Source organism: Haladaptatus rarus, from assembly GCF_054177585.1.
Map to the genome: position 1 here is coordinate 24,759 of NZ_JBPEHG010000001.1, position 17,174 is coordinate 41,932.

18 protein-coding genes are annotated in these 17,174 nt (G+C 58.1%); 7 read left to right on the plus strand and 11 right to left on the minus strand.

Going from position 1 to position 17,174, the window contains the following annotated elements; translation table 11 throughout:
- Positions 1 to 126: 126 nt before the first annotated feature.
- Together ACR3FE_RS00125 and ACR3FE_RS00130 are read right to left on the minus strand one after the other, a co-directional pair.
- Positions 127 to 945 (minus strand): sensor histidine kinase, encoded by an 819-nt coding sequence (locus ACR3FE_RS00125; protein WP_458204443.1) that lies wholly within the window; start codon positions 943 to 945, stop codon positions 127 to 129.
- Positions 946 to 1,217: 272 nt separating this feature from the next.
- A complete protein-coding gene (locus tag ACR3FE_RS00130) occupies positions 1,218 to 1,646 on the minus strand; it encodes an OsmC family peroxiredoxin (protein ID WP_458204444.1) in 429 nt (142 codons plus the stop codon).
- Between the two features lie 142 nt (positions 1,647 to 1,788).
- On the opposite strand from ACR3FE_RS00130, the gene ACR3FE_RS00135 reads away from it, so the two are divergent.
- Positions 1,789 to 2,319, plus strand: coding sequence for an outer membrane protein assembly factor BamB family protein (locus ACR3FE_RS00135; protein ID WP_458204445.1), 531 nt, complete (start codon positions 1,789 to 1,791; stop codon positions 2,317 to 2,319).
- 89 nt (positions 2,320 to 2,408) lie between these two features.
- On the opposite strand, the gene ACR3FE_RS00140 is transcribed toward ACR3FE_RS00135, so the two are convergent.
- From ACR3FE_RS00140 to ACR3FE_RS00155, 4 genes are all read right to left on the minus strand, one after another.
- Complete coding sequence (locus ACR3FE_RS00140) at positions 2,409 to 2,879, minus strand: pyridoxamine 5'-phosphate oxidase family protein (protein WP_458204446.1); 471 nt, start codon at positions 2,877 to 2,879, stop codon at positions 2,409 to 2,411.
- Positions 2,880 to 3,119: 240 nt separating this feature from the next.
- A complete protein-coding gene (locus ACR3FE_RS00145; RefSeq protein WP_458204448.1) occupies positions 3,120 to 4,241 on the minus strand; it encodes an aminotransferase class V-fold PLP-dependent enzyme in 1,122 nt (373 codons plus the stop codon).
- Positions 4,238 to 4,369 carry a hypothetical protein gene (locus ACR3FE_RS00150; protein ID WP_458204449.1) on the minus strand — a complete coding sequence of 44 codons (132 nt, stop codon included), beginning with the start codon at positions 4,367 to 4,369 and terminating at the stop codon, positions 4,238 to 4,240. Before ACR3FE_RS00150 ends, ACR3FE_RS00145 begins: the two co-directional genes overlap by 4 nt.
- A 227-nt stretch (positions 4,370 to 4,596) precedes the next feature.
- Positions 4,597 to 5,205 carry a DUF7504 family protein gene (locus ACR3FE_RS00155; protein WP_458204451.1) on the minus strand — a complete coding sequence of 203 codons (609 nt, stop codon included), beginning with the start codon at positions 5,203 to 5,205 and terminating at the stop codon, positions 4,597 to 4,599.
- A gap of 279 nt (positions 5,206 to 5,484) precedes the next feature.
- Here ACR3FE_RS00155 and ACR3FE_RS00160 point away from each other — a divergent pair, with 279 nt between their 5' ends.
- The gene (locus ACR3FE_RS00160; protein ID WP_458204452.1) at positions 5,485 to 7,638 is read left to right on the plus strand and encodes a GH32 C-terminal domain-containing protein; all 2,154 of its coding nucleotides are present in this window, start codon (positions 5,485 to 5,487) and stop codon (positions 7,636 to 7,638) included.
- 76 nt (positions 7,639 to 7,714) lie between these two features.
- Here the strand turns inward: ACR3FE_RS00160 and ACR3FE_RS00165 are convergent, their stop codons facing one another.
- On the minus strand, positions 7,715 to 9,031 hold the full coding sequence (locus ACR3FE_RS00165) for a glycoside hydrolase family 68 protein (protein WP_458204453.1): 1,317 nt from the start codon (positions 9,029 to 9,031) through the stop codon (positions 7,715 to 7,717).
- Positions 9,032 to 9,209: 178 nt separating this feature from the next.
- Between ACR3FE_RS00165 and ACR3FE_RS00170 the strand changes: the two genes are divergently transcribed.
- From ACR3FE_RS00170 to ACR3FE_RS00180, 3 genes are all read left to right on the plus strand, one after another.
- Positions 9,210 to 10,697, plus strand: coding sequence for a glycosyltransferase (locus ACR3FE_RS00170; protein WP_458204455.1), 1,488 nt, complete (start codon positions 9,210 to 9,212; stop codon positions 10,695 to 10,697).
- Between the two features lie 235 nt (positions 10,698 to 10,932).
- Positions 10,933 to 11,241, plus strand: coding sequence for a HalOD1 output domain-containing protein (locus tag ACR3FE_RS00175; protein WP_458204456.1), 309 nt, complete (start codon positions 10,933 to 10,935; stop codon positions 11,239 to 11,241).
- A 495-nt stretch (positions 11,242 to 11,736) separates the two neighbouring features.
- Positions 11,737 to 12,024, plus strand: coding sequence for a hypothetical protein (locus ACR3FE_RS00180; protein WP_458204458.1), 288 nt, complete (start codon positions 11,737 to 11,739; stop codon positions 12,022 to 12,024).
- A 123-nt stretch (positions 12,025 to 12,147) separates the two neighbouring features.
- Here ACR3FE_RS00180 and ACR3FE_RS00185 read toward each other — a convergent pair whose 3' ends face one another.
- Positions 12,148 to 12,402, minus strand: coding sequence for a hypothetical protein (locus tag ACR3FE_RS00185; RefSeq protein WP_458204460.1), 255 nt, complete (start codon positions 12,400 to 12,402; stop codon positions 12,148 to 12,150).
- Between the two features lie 338 nt (positions 12,403 to 12,740).
- Here ACR3FE_RS00185 and ACR3FE_RS00190 point away from each other — a divergent pair, with 338 nt between their 5' ends.
- Positions 12,741 to 13,628, plus strand: coding sequence for a CPBP family intramembrane glutamic endopeptidase (locus ACR3FE_RS00190; RefSeq protein WP_458204461.1), 888 nt, complete (start codon positions 12,741 to 12,743; stop codon positions 13,626 to 13,628).
- A gap of 875 nt (positions 13,629 to 14,503) precedes the next feature.
- Here ACR3FE_RS00190 and ACR3FE_RS00195 read toward each other — a convergent pair.
- On the minus strand, positions 14,504 to 14,782 hold the full coding sequence (locus ACR3FE_RS00195; protein WP_458204462.1) for a hypothetical protein: 279 nt from the start codon (positions 14,780 to 14,782) through the stop codon (positions 14,504 to 14,506).
- Entirely contained in the window at positions 14,773 to 15,225 is a 453-nt protein-coding gene (locus tag ACR3FE_RS00200) for a hypothetical protein (protein WP_458204464.1), read from the minus strand. The genes ACR3FE_RS00195 and ACR3FE_RS00200 overlap by 10 nt, the downstream gene beginning before the upstream one ends.
- A gap of 530 nt (positions 15,226 to 15,755) precedes the next feature.
- Between ACR3FE_RS00200 and ACR3FE_RS00205 the strand changes: the two genes are divergently transcribed.
- The gene (locus ACR3FE_RS00205; RefSeq protein WP_458204466.1) at positions 15,756 to 15,911 is read left to right on the plus strand and encodes a hypothetical protein; all 156 of its coding nucleotides are present in this window, start codon (positions 15,756 to 15,758) and stop codon (positions 15,909 to 15,911) included.
- Between the two features lie 67 nt (positions 15,912 to 15,978).
- On the opposite strand, the gene ACR3FE_RS00210 is transcribed toward ACR3FE_RS00205, so the two are convergent.
- Positions 15,979 to 17,133, minus strand: coding sequence for an aminotransferase class V-fold PLP-dependent enzyme (locus ACR3FE_RS00210; protein WP_458204468.1), 1,155 nt, complete (start codon positions 17,131 to 17,133; stop codon positions 15,979 to 15,981).
- Positions 17,134 to 17,174: the final 41 nt, after the last annotated feature.

Consider the following 17,174-nt stretch of genomic DNA (forward strand, 5'->3'; position numbering starts at 1 on the left):
AATATTCGTACATTGGGTGATATTTGGATATGTAGGTTTGTGAATCGATCTGTATTATCGGGGTTTGATTCTACTACGCTACTGGTCACTGCCGGATGCAGGGAATGTATCGCTCGTGAAAAGAAATCAGAGAGCCGCCCCGACCTCCGAGCTTTGAGCCGGTGACGAGTCAGAAGCTCCGTTGGGTGGTTCTGTCCGGGGGAGGTCGATAGTAATGACACTGCCGGTCGAGCTATTCGTTTCGACCGACAGGTCACCATTCGATGCATCGACGATCCAATACGTGAGCCAGAGACCGAGGCCGCTCCCGTGCTCTAAGGCCGTCTCCCGATTATTCCCGAGTGTCGTCACCTCGCTTTCCGGTATTCCCGGACCATCGTCGGTTACGATGATACGAACCGTTTGTCGTCGTAGCTCGACGGTTATCCACACCGATGCTCCGTCTGCGGGATTGTGTTCGACAGCATTCTGAGCGATGTTCTCGACCGCTACCGCCAATTGGTCACGGCCGGTGGTCGTCGCCCAGGCGGCTGGTGGTCCTTCGACGTGAACCGCTGCTTTTGGATGCGACTCGTCCAATCGGTCACCTGCAGCTCTTGTGATTTCGGCGACGTTCACCGTCGTCTGGCGCGTCCGACCCGACCCGATCGTTGCCTGTACGTGGGTTGCTTTCTCACTGATCTCGAGAATTCGTGTCGCAGCTCGGGTGATTGTTTCTGCCTGTTCGCGCTGTTCACCGGAGAGATCCGACCGTAACATCTCACTATACCCGGTCACCACGTTGAGTTCGTTCCGAATGTTGTGTCGGAGAACCCGATTGACGACCGAGAGACGCTGCTCGTGATCACGGAGAATCTGGAGTGACGTGATGTCACGGAGGAGAATGTAGTGGCCAACGGTTTCCCCTCGGAAGTCAGTGAGTGGTATCGTCGAGATGCGAGGCAATAGTAGCTGATCGAAAACCAACGCATAGAGCTACGAGAATGCAAAGCTCAGCACCAGAAAGCTCCCGAATTCGTGTCTCCGCACGACCGACTTCCACACGCTCATTGATGATAGCTGAATAGTTCAACATATCTATCAATTCCGAAAGAGATCCTCTGGTACGATGCGGTGGTCTCTCGGGAGAGCACAGCACGCAGTGACATTCATAGTCGCGAGTAGCTCGTCTACAACGACCGAGAGGCCGCCAGCACGCCGAAAAATCGAGTAGTCGGTTAGCTCTCTAGCGTTGCGTCGAGTGTGATGTCAGGCCCGGCAAGCGCCTTCGAAACCGGACAGTTCTCCTTGGCTTGCTGGGCGAGGTCATCGAAGGTGTCGTCGTCGATGTCGGGAATCGAAGCCTCCAGTGTCAGGTCGATGCGCGGAATCTCGAACCCGCCGCCGTCGGCTCGGTCGAGGTGGACATCCGCCGACGTGTGGAGTTGGTCGGGTGTGTACCCCTCCTCTTCGAGGAAGGCCGTCAACTGCATCGAGAAGCAACCGGAGTGGGCAGCGCCGATGATCTCTTCGGGGTTCGTCCCCGGCTCGTCTTCGAAGCGGGTCGGGAACCGGAACGTTCCCTCTATCTCGCCGCTCTCGGTCTCGAAGTCACCGCTTCCGTCCTTTCCACCTTGCCACGTCGTTTCGGCTTGTCTACTGGTCATTGCGGACTGAGATACGAGCGCCGTCCGTATGGAAATACCGGCCACGCGAAATCGGAGTTCTCCAGTCGCATAGCTATCCCGACACCGGTTGTTGATTTTTTGCCCAACACGTATTTCCTCCGGTGGCGAATTCCAGCAAAGTATGCACGAGGCTCATGAACCTCGCCGATGCCCGATCAGACGGCGCTTCCTCCAGGTGGGGGTCGGTTCGCTCACAGCGGGTGTGGCAGGATGTACAGGGAACGGCTCGTCGAACGACACGACGACCGACATTCCGACCGAAACACCGACCGACACCGTAACAGAGAATTCGACAGAGTCCTCGACGAAGACACCCGGGGCGCCACCGTCTCCAGACGACTGGTCCACATATCGGGGTACGCCAGCGAAAACGAGCAGTGTTCCTGGTTCCGAGGGGCCGACAGCACCCGCTGTAGCCCGCTGGCGATTCGACGCCGGGACCTTCGTCTCGTCGTCACCAGTGATCGTGGATGGGGTCGTGTATGTGAGTGCCGCTGATGGGAACGTCTACACGCTCGACGCAGACTCGGGCGAGAAACGGTGGGCGTTCCGCCCGGAGGGTGACATCACCGCAGACTGCACGCCTGCCGTGGCCGACGGCACCGTCTACGTGGGCGCAAACCGATGGCTGTACGCTCTCGAAGCGCGGTGACCGGTTCATCGCTTGAATCCGTCCAGTCGGGGAACCCACACGCTTACAACTAGCTCGAACGAGTACGCACGAATCCACACTTTCGTCCATCAGCGGCTATCGCGTGAGCCATCAGATGTATCGCGCATGCGTTCGGTGAAGTCCCAACTGTACACCCGCCTCGGCGTGAGACAGAGCACTACCTCCTCTCGGTCGGTCGAGAGGAGGCGACGAGCGAGACCGGAGTCGGTTCCACCAAGATACCGTTCGATAAGGTCTCGAAGAAGTTCCTTCTCGGTGTCTGGTTCGATACTCACCGTGCCATTTCCACGAATGCCGCGGTAAGGTGGGTCGTTCGTGGACGCTTCGAACGCAACGTCGGAATCGTGCTGGAGATATCGGACGATATCTGCCTGCTTCGATGTCGCACAGAAAAGACGCTCATCGCGGTACGTAAACCAGAGCGATACCATCCAGAGGTGTCCGGACGGCGTCGTGCATGCCAGTCGAAGTGGTATCGTCGCTCGTTCGAGGAACTCTTCGGCTTCTTCCTGTGACCAGGCACCAGTGAATGTCACCATGTGAGAGACAGACTACGAGCTCCAACCCGATAGCTACTGCTCTCGAATACGGCTCCCGCAAACACTCCCTGTGCACAGAGCGACGCGCGCTCGACCGAAATCGATCAGCGAGGGGGTCTCGTCAATCGCGTGATGTCGGCGACGTTCCTCTGATACCATCTCCTGGTTCGATGTAGTCGGACTGTTTTCACCCGTCATCGGAACGAGAGTCCACGAAATCGCCGTCGACTCCCGGTTTCGTCACGCTGGCTTAGTGACGGGCAGCGCATCCAGCAGTGCGTCGATCTCGTCTTTGGTGTTCACCGCGTGAACCGAGACGCGGAGGGCACCGATGAGTGGAATCGCGCGGACGATGATTCCCTCGTCAGCGAGTTGCTCGACGACCGCTTTTGGGTCGTCCACGTCGATAGCTACGAGTCCGGACTCGAAAGTGCGTGGACTCAGGAGGTGCTCGTCCGGGATTCCCCGTTTCAGTCTGTTCGTGAGTCGCTCGATGCGAGCCTCGATACGGTCGATGCCGACTCGCTGAATTCCCCGAATCGCCTCTGCCAGCGCGACGTGCGGGACTGGCGACGCAGACCCCACCTCGAACCGGGGTGCGCCACGCTTGAATCCGATGTCGGGACTGCCGGGTTCATCGACACTGCGGTAGCCGACAGTTCGCGGCTCGAGCTGGTCGGCGAAGTCCTGGTCGACGTACAGGAACCCGCCGCCCCACAGGCCGAGGAGCCACTTGTGACCGGCTGCTGCGACGGCATCGGCACCCCACTCCGAGACGTCCATGGCCGTCTGTCCAGGCACCTGAACTGCATCGACGAGTGCTCGCGCACCGGCATCGTGAGTGATCTCGACCAGGTCGCGCACCGGCAGTTTCGTCCCATGCGTCCACGTGATGGCACTGACGGAAACAAGATCTGCACCGGCCACTGCGTCGGCGAACGCATCGAGGTCGATCCGACCGTCTTCAGTTCCGACGACGCGCACTTCGACACCTTCCTGCTCGAGGCGCCGCCACGGGAGGACACCTGCGGGGTGTTCGAGATCGGTTCGAACGACCACGTCACCCGGTTCCCAGTCGATCGCGCCAGCGATGGCATTGATACCGGCGGTCGTACTCTCGGTGAGTGCGATCTCGTCGGCTTGTGCACCGACGAACTCGGCGACGACCTCACGTGACCGGTCGTAGGTGTCGAAGGCAGTTTCGTACGGCCCGGTGCTGGCCGGTGAGACGTACTCGTGGGTCTCGAGGAACTCCTTTGCTGCCTCGACCACGTGCTGGGGACTCGGGCCGTGGGCACCGAAGTTCATGTACGTCGTCTCCTCGAGTGCGGGGACATCCGCCCGGAGTTCGGTCGGCGTCATTCTGCCTCCCGACCGCCCACCGTGGTGCTCTCTTCAGTAGTCACTTCGACTGTCCGTTCGTGTCCTGAAGCGCCATCTCTCTCATCAACTCGAACCAGTCCCCTCGCAGCTCCTGTGTTCGTTCCCATATGAAGAGAGTAAGGGAGATAGCTGTTTATAGGTTTGTGACTGTAATACAATACTGGTTCGCTAGCGTATGAGTCTACCGAACCGTAAACTGAGTCTCGACTAAGACGTAAAGGGCGAATGATGTCCGCCGGAAGACGAGTGGCGAATCTCGATCAGAGACGAAGAGATTCCAGGACGAAACCTGCTGGCGCGTCACAGAGCGGTCTGGTGGCTGCTTGTTTCTCATTCAGTCCGGTTTCTCATGCAAGTGATCGATATCGATGGCGGCATCCATGAGGCTTTCTAGAATTGCTATCGTCTGTCGTTTGTGTGCGTCCGGGTCGAGCCGATAGTACGCATGCCCATCGACGCTCGTGATCCGTCCACCGAGGACGTGAAGAAACCGATACACTCGGTTGATATCGACGAACTGCAGGAGGGCGGTAAGTGAATCTAGGTAGACCACGATTTGATTGTCGGTATGGGCCCATCGCTCGAGATACTCACTGATCTGTATCCCGAGTCCGGTCAGGTCTGCAGGGTCACCGATCGCACTGACGACCTTGCCTGGTGACTGTATCGCACCGGGAGTCCGTGTCGCACCGGTGGTCTGCGCAGCAGCAGACCGCGTTGTCTCGCCGACGTGGACGAACCCCAAGTCAGCGGGAAATTGTCCGACGTGGGTTCGCCAGTCTGCAAGCCAGGCATCTGGCCCTTGGCGATACGAGACGATGAGGACGTTCCTCTTGGAAGGAGACGACTGGCTGAGAACGTCGAATATCTCTGCCTCCGCATCAGTATCGAATGCGGGCGCTTGCAACAGCGTGTTTGTCGTCTCGTGAGCCACCTGTTGCATAGTACTATTTATCATTACAATTACTTAAAACTGTCTAAGATGTTTGAAACGATTCCGAGACCGACACGATTCGGTGCCGAAGAACGACGACGTTGGATCGATCGACAGTGGGTCTGCTGTTCAACTGGTTGAGTAGTACTGGTCGGAACTCTCTTACTGTTAATTTCTCCACGATACGTTCCGCGGCGTAGGTAACAGTATGGCGTCCGATGCACCTCGCCGACACGGAAGCCAAAACTGACTTGCCACCGTCAGCCCCTCGTTTGGAATGATAACGTCATGCGTGTTGGTTGTCTTTGCCGGGGTGAACCCATCAGTGAGCAGCGAGTCGCCTACGATTGGTGTCGGGAGGCGTTTCCAGACGTGCAGACAGTGTCGTTCGACGAGGTCGCTATGGACGACGTTGCCCTCGATGGATTCGACGTGCTCTGGTGGCACCGAGACCGGCCGCTCGATGACACCGACTGGCTCATCGATAGCGTGGATGCCTTTCGAAACGCTGCCGACGAAGGAACTGGACTCTTCTTCTCGCTACACGCCCTCTCGGCCGTCGACGTGCTTGGTATCGACGCCATCGCGCCCGACGCAACCGGAACCGATGGGATTCCCAATCCGACGGGAATCCTCTGGAAGACCGTTCACGCTGACAACCCGTTATTCGAGGGATTCGAATCCCTCCGAATCCACACGCGCGGAGCGGGCGTCACCCAACCGTTCGCCCGCTACGAAGCAGTCCTCCCCGAACGCGGTGAGATTTTCGCGTGCGGCCTCCAAGCGGACGACGACCACTACCTGCGGAAGACCGTCATCGGGTGGAACTGGCGGGCGAGCGCAGTCGTCGGCGTAGGTGACGCACTCGCGTTCCACGAACCGACCGACGAGACGAGCGAACACAACCGTTACCAGTTCGTCGAGAACGTCTTCTCGACGCTCGTGGAACAGCCTGAGACCATCACTGACCGCCCACAGACGAGTGGAGAACTCGGCGCACTCCGGGCGACGGTCACGGAGCACAACCGACCGCGATACCACATCACGCCGCCCGCAAACTGGCTGAACGACCCGAACGGCCTCGTCCAGTGGAATGGCCGGTACCACGTGTTCTATCAGTACAATCCAGCGGGGCCGTTCCACGGCACCATCCACTGGGGGCATGCGGTCAGCGACGACCTCGTTCGCTGGGAGGACGAACCGGTCGCGCTCTCTCCAGACCCGGATGGCCCCGATCGCGATGGCTGCTGGTCGGGGTGTATGGTCGTGGACGAAGGGACACCGATGTTCGTCTACACGGGCGGGCGTGGGGGGCGCCAACTCCCGTGTCTGGCGACTGCCGAGGATTCCGACCTTCGACGGTGGCGAAAGAGCCCCGATAACCCGGTCATCGAAGAAGTGCCGATCGAAGTCGATGTGTTGGCCTCCGACCACTGGCAAGCCGAGTTTCGGGACCACTGCGTCTGGAAAGAGGGGGAGTTCTGGTACCAGCTCATCGGTTCGGGTATCACCGACGTGGGTGGAACCGTCCTCCTCTATAGGTCGGCGGATCTCCGTACCTGGACGTATCTCGGTCCGATCTTGACCGGGACGTGGGAGGGTGCCGGTGCGATGTGGGAGTGTCCGGAACTGCTCGACCTCGGTGAACAGGAACTGCTCCACGTCTCGAACGCCGAGGACGTCTGGTACTTCCTGGGCGAACTCGATGATGGACGCTTCCATACGACATCGCGAGGGAAACTCGATTACGGCGACTACTACGCACCCCAGTCACTCTCCGACGAGACCGGGCGGACACTCACCTTCGGGTGGCTTCCCGAGGCCCGATTGGAACGGGCGCAGTGGGACGCTGGCTGGTCGGGTGCGCTTTCACTCCCCCGCGAACTGTCGCTCGCCGCAGACGGCACTCTCCGCCAGCGCCCTGCATCCGAGATTCGTGACCTGCGCCGCGATCACACCGTGGAGACAGAGCGTGCCGTCGACGGCGAGACACCGCTTGCAGTTTCCGGAACGGCGCTCGAACTCGAGTTGACGGTTCGCGTCGAAGACGCTGAGATGTTCGCCCTCGTCGTCCGAGAATCCGACGATGGAGCGGAACGGACGCCCATCCGCTACGCTGATGGCGAACTCGTCGTCGACCGCTCGTCGGCAAGTCTCGATCCCGAGGTCGCGAGCGACGAACAGCGGATGCCAGTCGAGACGCCCGACGGAACCCTCTCGCTGCGGGTGTTCGTCGATGGCTCCGTGATAGAGGTGTTCGCCAACGAACGCCAGTGTTTGACCAGTCGAGTCTACCCGACGCTTCCTGAGAGTACTGGCATCTCGTTCGACGCCGAGGGTGGTGAAGCGGTGGTCGAGCGACTCGATATCTGGGAACTCGGTGATGCGTGGTCGACGACACCCGAATCAGACGCAGACGAGTTTTCTGCACCGTCTGATTGACATCCTCCGCCCACGAACGGTCGGACTCGGTTACGATGTCGATCAGTGTCGTCCCACCGGGTCGTCCAGTTATCGCTCAGTACTCGGATTCGGTATCGAGCGGTCGCTTGCCCGCCAACGGGTCGACCGATGGCAATTCCTCGGATTCGAGTGGGAGGTGACCGAAGTCGAGTTCGCCACGGATCTGCGTCCGGTCGTCCCGAAGTTCGAGAGAGAGGGTGGGTGCGAGCGTCCCGCCGAACTTCTCACGTTGCGAGTCGGGTTCGAGGTGACCTACTTCGTCGAGATGGAGACCACCGAGATCGTAGTAGTTGAAGAAACTCGTCACCAGGAGGTCGTCACGGTGGCCGTAGGCTAGCCACGAATACGCCTGGAACGGAGCATTGTGTGGGTTCGCGACGACAAGGCCGGAGTCATTGAGTGGTTCGTACTCACCCCGGAGGGAGTCGGCGACGAATCCGTAGAGGCCGTCGAATCCACGAAGCCCCGGTGCGAACGTGTGTTCGTGGCTTGGCGTAAACACATAATAGCGCCCATCATGGACGACGATATGTGGGCGTTCGAGTTCCTGATTGACGCAGGCGCCGTCGAGGAGAGGTCGTTGTAACTCCCATTCAGTTGGATCGCCGGATTCAGAGACGGCGACGCCGATACAGCCGTTGAAGACTCGTCGTTCGTCGTCACCGCCACACTGGTCGTCGGGGACTGGCGTGTTCGCCTCGAACAGTAAGCAGGTTTCGTCCGTCTGTGGATCCTCGAAGAACCACGGGTCGCGGAACGTGTAGATGAGGTCGCTCTCTTGTTCGGCCTGTTGCTGGGTCTCGTACCAGTCGCCGTCGGCAGCCAGAAGCACTTCGTGGTTCCATGGCCCGGAGAGAGTCACATCATCGTCGTCGGTCGTGAGGTTGCCGCCGGTCGCGACGGCGATGCGCTGTTCATAAGTGAGTTCAGTCGAGGCGTCACGGCCAGCAGCAGTGTAGTAGAGGTAGAGTTCGTCAGCCTCCCGGTCGTACATCGCAGAGCCGGCCCACTGTCGAGAACCGAGACTGTGCTCGGGGTCGAACACCGGGCCACCGGTCATCCACTCTCTCCCATCACGTGAGTAGAAGTACCGGATAGTCGCTGCGTCGTGGCGCTTGCCTGGAAGCATCTCGGCGGGCGCGGTCAACGCGAAGATGACTCGCCAGCCATCGATCTCCGCGAACGACCCATCGCGCTCACGCAGTACCCACGTATCCCAGAGATGAAGCGCAGGATCGATCACCTCGTCCGGTGGATAGATGATCTGTGCCGTCACCGCCGGTGTTCGCTCGATACGCGCGGCGTGGTCGCGCGTCCACGTGGCTGTCTCACCCCACGTTCGAGTCGTCTCGTGTGGCTTTCCCTTCGCCATAACAGTTAGAGACCCATTCTCTAATATAATCCCTGACGTACCGACGATATCTGCACGTTCTCGCGGGGAGACCAGGAGATGGGTGTCGCGATACTGAACACGGGGGAGCTGGTTTCACCTGCCTGGCAAAATCGGTTTAATCTATGCGGGCCATTCACATGATGTCTCTGGGATTTCCATGGTACGTGTTATCGACGTCGAGATGGAGCATACGCTTGCCGAGTACGAGACTGATATCGTCCTCCGTGGGGCGGTTCGAAAGATGCGGGACGCCGTCACCGACGACGTGACGGCGCTCGACGGCCGCACCGTCTGGATGGTGAACTCGACGGCGAGCGGCGGCGGCGTCGCCGAGATGATGCCGAAACTCGTCGGCCTCTTTCGCACACTCGGTGTCGACGCGGAGTGGGCAGTCATCGACGTGGACGAGCCGGCATTCTTCGAGTTCACGAAGGACATCCACAACCTCCTCCACGGCGCAGGCGACCCCGAAATCGTCGACCAGGAACGCACACTCTACAAGCGAGCGAGCCGTTCGGTAGCGGACGCGCTCGGTGAGCGACTCTCTCCCGACGACGTACTCGTCGTTCACGACCCACAACCGCTCGCTGCGGGTGCGATGGCCGCCGACGCACTCGAGATTCCTGCCGTCTGGCGCTGTCACATCGGCTCCGAACAGCAGTCCGAGAAATCACAGACCGCGTGGGAGTTCTTGCGACCGTGGGTAGAAGACTACGACCGAGCCATCTTCACGCTGCCAACGTACGTCCCCGAGTTCCAGCGCGGCGAGGCGACCATCATTCCGCCAGCGATCGACCCGTTCAGTGCGAAGAACAAGCGTCTCAAGCCACAAGAAGTCGCCAGTATCCTCGCACAGGCCGATCTGATCGCAACCGATCATCCGACCGAACCGTTCGACGAGGTAGCGCGACGACTGCAGGCCGATGGGACGTTCGAACCAGCGATCAATCCGGCGGACCTCGGCCTGCTCTTTCGTCCCGTCGTCTGCCAGATCTCCCGCTGGGACAACCTCAAGGGATTCGTCCCGTTACTGGAGGGTTTTGCCCGGCTGAAACGCGACGTTCGGTCGACAGCGGATGCCGCTGTGGACGATGAAAGGGAGACAGCTCGCACCGACGCCCACCGACGACGAATCGAGGATGCCAGACTCGTCCTCGCCGGGCCCGACCCATCGTCGGTCGCCGACGACCCGGAGGGACAGGCGGCACTCGACGAGATAAAAGAGACGTGGCATTCACTCGATTCCTCGATCCAGCGAGACGTCGCTGTCGTCGTCATGCCGCCAGATCAGCACGACAGCGCGCTCGTTATCAACGCGCTCCAACGTTGTGCCACGGTCGTCGCCCAGAACTCGCTCCGCGAAGGGTTCGGTCTCACGGTCACCGAAGCGATGTGGAAACGCGCGGTGTTGATGGGTTCGGATACCGGCGGAATCGGGGCACAGATTCGCGATGGCGAGGATGGTCGGCTGGTGCCGGACGCCGCCGGTCCCGCGTCAGTCGCGGCGACGCTCGACGCAGTGTTCAGCGCCACTGACCGATGGGACGAGTGGTCTCACAGTGCCCAGCGACGCGTCGCCGACAACTACCTCGTCTTCGAACAGGTGACGCGGTGGCTCGACGCGCTCGGCACGGTCGTTCGATGAAGTGGTGCAGTGAGAAGGTGCGAACGTCATCTTGCGGACATCGTTCGCTCTCGATTCGACGAACACCACTCAAAAGATCGCACGCACTGATGCTAGTCTGGGTACCAACGCCGACGTTGACGTCCACCGAGTCAGACGATCTTTTCGCATTGCTGACTCATATTTCCGAACTGTATCAGCTGTCTAAAATGTCTGACTGAAACTAATATATCATAGGCTACAATTCGGGGTGTAGATGTCCGAGAACTGTTCGATACCGAAAGCGACCCAGACATATCGTGCCTACCACGACACGTCAAGGCAAGAATCGATATGTGTCACGATCTGTAAAACGATTTCAGCGATCGAAAACGTCGATATCGAAAACCTCGATATCACTCTACAGGACCATCTCGACGTTGACGCACTCGAGACGCTGACTGCCAACGCCACACCGAACGATGAGTGGAGATTTACCGTCACTATCGACCGATATCGCATCACGATTCACAACGACGGTGAAATCGTCGTCAAAGACAAAAGGCTCACACCTGCTGTGCTGTAGAATTGCTAGATCGAGCCCGCCAACCTGCGAATCCGTACTGATGGCTGATCTCCAGTACTCGATACCGTTCAGTTTGCTGTTCGTGCAACCAGGAACCTGATGGAGACCTGCAGTTCTTTCCGAAGTTGATGCTATTCGATTCTCACGCATTACGAGTCCGTACAGTGATGCTTGCATGCCATCCCTGGAACCGGAACTACACACTGACATCGCCCCGGCTCACTCCGACAGGGCCGCCCGCAGATCGGTTTCCCGTTCTCATTTCGCGGATACTCTTCTCCATCTTTCGACCATCGAGAGCTCATTGAATTCACCCATGAGTACACCAGAGTTGAACGAGTCGGCATAAGTCTCGTGTTTCCACTGACAGGCCATATCCTTCTATTTTGTTTACCAATCAGTCTCCAAGGTGATGTAGATACGGCCATATGTCATATAAAAGGTGGTATACTGAAGGCCAGAATTGAACTTTCACATATATGTCTAAATAGAGTAATGAATGCCGAGAAAGTCGACGAGGGAAACAACGCGAGTCCGCAAACGTGCCCGTGGTGTGCAAAAATAATCGAACAACAAATAAATGATGTCATCATCGGCTCACCTGACCCTCGTCCGCCCTCCGACACGTGGCATCTGCATACCGACTGTGCCGCCGAGTGGCGGGAGTTCGTCTCCCATCTCCGTACCCTTGCCGGGCGGGGCGCATTTCGGACACTCGTCGAAGAACCCATCATGGGCGACGTGAACGAGATGGTCGAGTGGTGCGATTCCGCCGACAGTTAAGTAGGATTTTCTCGGCCTCTTGAGGTCTTTGCTTCACAGATTATCGAGGCGGATGCCACGGGACTTGATCTCCGAGGCTGTTTCCGTCCGCTTGCTGTTTGCGGACACAGTTCTCTCCAGGTATCATGCAAATAGTCGTCGAATCGCATGATCGACGCTGACCACGAACAGCAGCGTCACAGCAAGGAGAACCGAAAATTCACCCCGGTGTCCCCCGTTTGCGGTCCGCAGGGTTTCGAGGAATTCAGTGGGTGCCCGTGGGAGCGAATCATCACCCATTACGACGGGAAGCGTTGCATTCAGGAAGATGAATGCGAACGAGAGGGCGACGATTCGGGCCCAGTATCGGCGGAATGGTGCATCGACAGCATCCAGCAAGAAGAGATCCTACTGCAAAGGTATCGCTATCAGATGAGTTCGCGGATCTCGTCGGCGAACTCCGTTGAGCGTTCCATGTTTCGCATTACGATTTGAAGGGCACCACCGCCGCCACCGCTTGCCACGCGAACGTTTCATATGAACGGGATCGCCGAACTCGTCACTAGCCAGTAGGCGATTGGATGCTGGGATGATACATCGAGGGAAAACCACAAATATGAACATATTATTATCGAAACATGTGTAACAGACAGGCATGATTCATCTACCAAACTTTCTGTTCGACGCAATCTCACGGAACACCGTCCCGATGGTAATTCACCACCTGGAGGATGCCGATGAGTGATCCCGACCGGAGTCGACTCACGCTCTTTTTCGGTGCCTTATCGACTCTCGCAACGATATTCGTTCTCATCTCTTGGGTTGGTAGCGTGAGCATTCTCGCACTCGGACCAGCGTATATGTTCACGCCACTCGCTGCTGGGCTCGCGGTCTGTCTTCGACGAGATATCTCCCTTTCGACTGTCGGACTTCGAATCGGACGAGTGCGGTGGCTCGCATTCGCCGCCGTCATTGCCCTGCCGCTCATCGGTGTGGCGCTCGCTTTCGCAGTCGCGGTTCCTGGCGTCGGCTTTGATCCGAGTGTCGATCCGGTTCCAGGATTGGAACTTCCGTCGGGTGTCCTTGGCATGCTTGCCACCTTCGGATTGGTGCTTGGACTGGGTTCGACGGTGAATGCTCTTTTCGCGTTCGGCGAGGAATTCGGCTGGCGGGGCTACCTACTCTGGGAACTCGCTCCCTGGGGCTTCTGGAAAGCATCGCTCGCGGTCGGGACCGTCTGGGGTATCTGGCACGCACCGATCATCGTCGCCGGCTACAATTATCCCTCGTTCCCGTTCGTCGGTATTGGTGCTATGACCATCGCGTGTATCTCGTTCTCGCCGCTCTACACCTACGCGGTCGTTCGTGCCGAATCTGTCCTTGCTGCTGCACTCCTCCACGGTGTGTTCAATGGCTCTGCAGGGCTCATCATTGCCTACGCCGCGACGAACGACGCTGTCCTCGCAGAACTGGTCGCCAGCCCTGTTGGTGTGGCTGGCGTCGTCGCCTTCGGGTTTGCCGCAGTTGTGATCGCACTGACGGGCACTCCAACCCTGGCCAGGACACATCTCGGTGGTGAATCGCCAGTCTCGTCCTCCCAACCAGCGACGGTCGGAGACGACTGATGTTCTTTTATTCAGTCACTGCGTCAAGCGCTCGATTGCCAATCGCCAGCCAAATGCGATCGACCAGACTGAACTGTTCGAGCTATACATTTCGCTACATCCCGTTCAGATCCTGATTTAGCGCCTGTGCAGTTGCGAGCGCGACGCTAGGGAGCGCTCGTTTGGCGTACACCCCGCAAATACACCGGGAGAAGGCCTATACTGTGAGGGTGTAGGTTTGAGCAAGCTATCGCTACGAGTGCGACGAATGATGGTATCGATGGTAGACTCGTAGATTGGAGACAGAAGGGTTGGAACGCCAGAATTTGTATTAAAAACGGATGGGAGCTTTGGTCTTTCTTCATCCCCCATAACCACTAGACTGAACCGATTTGTACCGTTATTAACTTCCATCACAATCGACGGTTTTCGCTAAAACGACCCAGTATGGTGATTCGGCTGATCCAACGTATTCATGAGCGAGAGCGTCTGAAACAGGAGCAGAGTGCGATTTTCTGGATGCTCTATTCGACTAGTCGTGAAAATCCTGAAACGGCTGTTTTGACCGAAGAAACCGGGGATGTACCGTCGAATTCTGTATTGGAAGACGAGAAAGCCAGCATCGGGCTGTTGCGTCATGGCTATCCCACGAAGAGAAACCGGTTCAACAGTCTCTTTTGTGGTTGAATACGGCCGTTTCGCATTCGGAGATACTGGCCAGTCCCTTCCGCAAAAGCGGCCCCGTCTGGATATCGAAAACAGCAGTCTACACCCCCCAATATCCGGTGAATTCCCGGAGTATGGCCGTCTTGTACACCGCTGTTTCGCGTTTCGCACCAGTGGTGTGATGACGATGATGCCGCTGTCAGGGGTGTAGCGACCGTGATTCAAGCTCGTTACGGAGGTTGCCGATCTCGATGGACGTATCCTAGCACCACTGCACCGACCAACAGAACTGTCACACCGATGGCGACCATCGCGATGAGTGAACTCGATAGCACCGCCGCGATGACGAACAGTGTCATCGCCACGGCACCGAGTTCCACACTCCGTTTTTGCCAGTAGTTATACTGCTCAGCGCGGGTGAGTCGCACATAGGCGAATGCACCAGCGAGCAGCCCCGGTAGCACCACGTCCGTATACATCGCATCGGTGATGAGATCAGTCACTGGCACGATCCGTACACCCCCTGTGGAAGGAGTAAGGTGTCGATAGTAGCGGAAAACATCCAAAATAAGCTGCGTGCCCACCACCGCAGCTTGTAGACGTGTACCCAACCGCTGTCACACCCAGCGATACGCTGGAGATTATCTTGGAGTGTACACCCCGCATGGACGCCAGCACACCCACCTGCGACCGGGATGAAATCGCCGGGGATGGGATCGGCCAGCGATGCCAGACTCCAATAGGTACACCCACTTTTCGCCCAGTAGCAGACAGCGTCCATCTGCAGACTGCCGAGATAACGGAAAAACGGCACGTGTGGATGACGACGCCGACTGAGCCAGCGGCGTGCACGTACACGATCCGTGGTCGTCGTAATCGCTGTCGTTCCAAGAAGGCCGCCGGTTAGTGCACCAACAGCCTTGAGAAGCGACCGCCGAGAGCGATTCGTCATTCACCTCGTCTCCCGCCGCCGAACCAACGGACTGTGAGTCTCTCACTGGGCAACCGCATGCTGTCTGCGTCATTGAGTTCGATTGTATACGCACCAGTGTGCGTGGCCCCATCTTGGGTACGACTCGCGGTCGGGTCGATACTACTTTTAACCGTGGACTGGCTAGTCAGCATTGCTTCTTGCACCTCAAGAAGCGCGGTCGGTGTCTCCAGCACCGGCCTTTCTGTAAGGCACCGCGCTCCCAGCAGAGACGTTATACGCTACCATTTTAGTCTTAGCTACGAAGTGTGAATGCCAAATTGGCAACCGGCAGTAAACGTTGTTGGAAGTCCTTGTTCTGCTACAGAGTGAGAGTCTACAAGGTTCCGCGACCATCGACAGCGAAAGGTACACTAACTGCAACCCTGGGCTCCACGTAATACGATCTCGTCAGCCTGAAACTATATTTACTATTACTTATATTTCTTATATATGTCGTTACAATCACTTGTAACCGGCCTTATCTTTTTTTCGCCGGGCTCCACCAATTCGTGAACCCGCGACTCGGCGGACTCCGACTCGTTGGCATCATCGGTAACGGTATCGACGCGGACGATGTGAGTCCAGAAGAACGATTTTTCGCGAAAGTCGTCGGTGTCGGATTGATCGTCTGGGGTCTGTTTTTCGCCTGGCGTGGGCAGTTCTAACTGGTGATCACACGACCGAGAGTCGGGGTGTCCAAACCTATTCACGAGAGAAAATAGTCCGCCCAAATCAAGTGCCAATCGGATTCGCGTACGTCTCGATAGCTTCGAGCACTTGGTCGATTTCGTCGACAGTGTTGTAGAAGTGCGGCGAGAGCCGGATGCCACCCGCACGGGTGCTCACATTGAATCCCTGCTCCATCAGTGTCTTAGCCGTTTCATCGGGATCGTCGACCTGCACGTTCACGACGCCACCGCGATGTTCAGCCATGTGCGGCGTCCGCACCTCGAATCCACGTGCTTCGGCACCATCGATCAAGCGTGCCGTGTGTTCTACAACTCGATCACGGATCCGTTCGACACCGACGTCCTGGATGACACTCATCCCGGCGCTCGCCTGATACGCGTTCGGTGCTGGCGGAGTTCCAAGCTCGAACCGGCGAGCGCCCGACGCGTACTCCGGGTGTTCCGTCTCGAATCCGAAGATGTCCTCGACACCGAACCATCCGAGATTCGAGGGTTCGAGTTCGGCAGCCACGTCACTGTCCACGTAGAGGAATGCGATACCAGGGCCACCGAGCAAGAACTTGAGCGTTCCCGCTGTGAGCATATCGATATCCTGTTTCTCGACGTCGATGGGCACGACACCGATCGACTGGTAGGCATCGAGGAAGAGATACCCGCCCCGGTCGTGGACGGCGTCGGCCACTGCCTTCGGATCCATCAATCCACCAGTGAACGAGAAGGCATGCGCCGTACACACCATCTGCGTTTCGTCAGATAACTCGTCTGCGTAGGTTTCCGCGGGAACACGTAACCCGTCGGGCGATTCGACTACGCGGAGGGTCGCGCCGCGTCGTCGCTCCTGTGCGCGCCAGAACTGTGGAACGGTCGGGAACTCGAGGTTCGTCGTCACGACCTCGTCGCGGTCATCGTAGTCGAGTGCGCTTGCAACCTGCGCGAGTGCCTGCGTCGCACACGACATCACGGCTATCTCGTCGGAATCGGCATTGATCAGGTCGGCGAATCGGTCTTTGGCCTCGTCGACCTTTGCCAGCCACGTCTGCCATGGATTTCCCTCTTCGATCCAGACGGTTTCACACTCTCGTCGGGCGTCAAGCCCTCGTTCGGGGAGCGGTGATGCCGAACAGTTGTTGAGGTGGATTCTCCCTTCGTCTGCGATGGCAGGGAACGTCTCGCGCCATTCCTCGATAGAACGTGTCATATGGTAGCTAACCACGTTCGATTGTATTAATTTTGGTACCC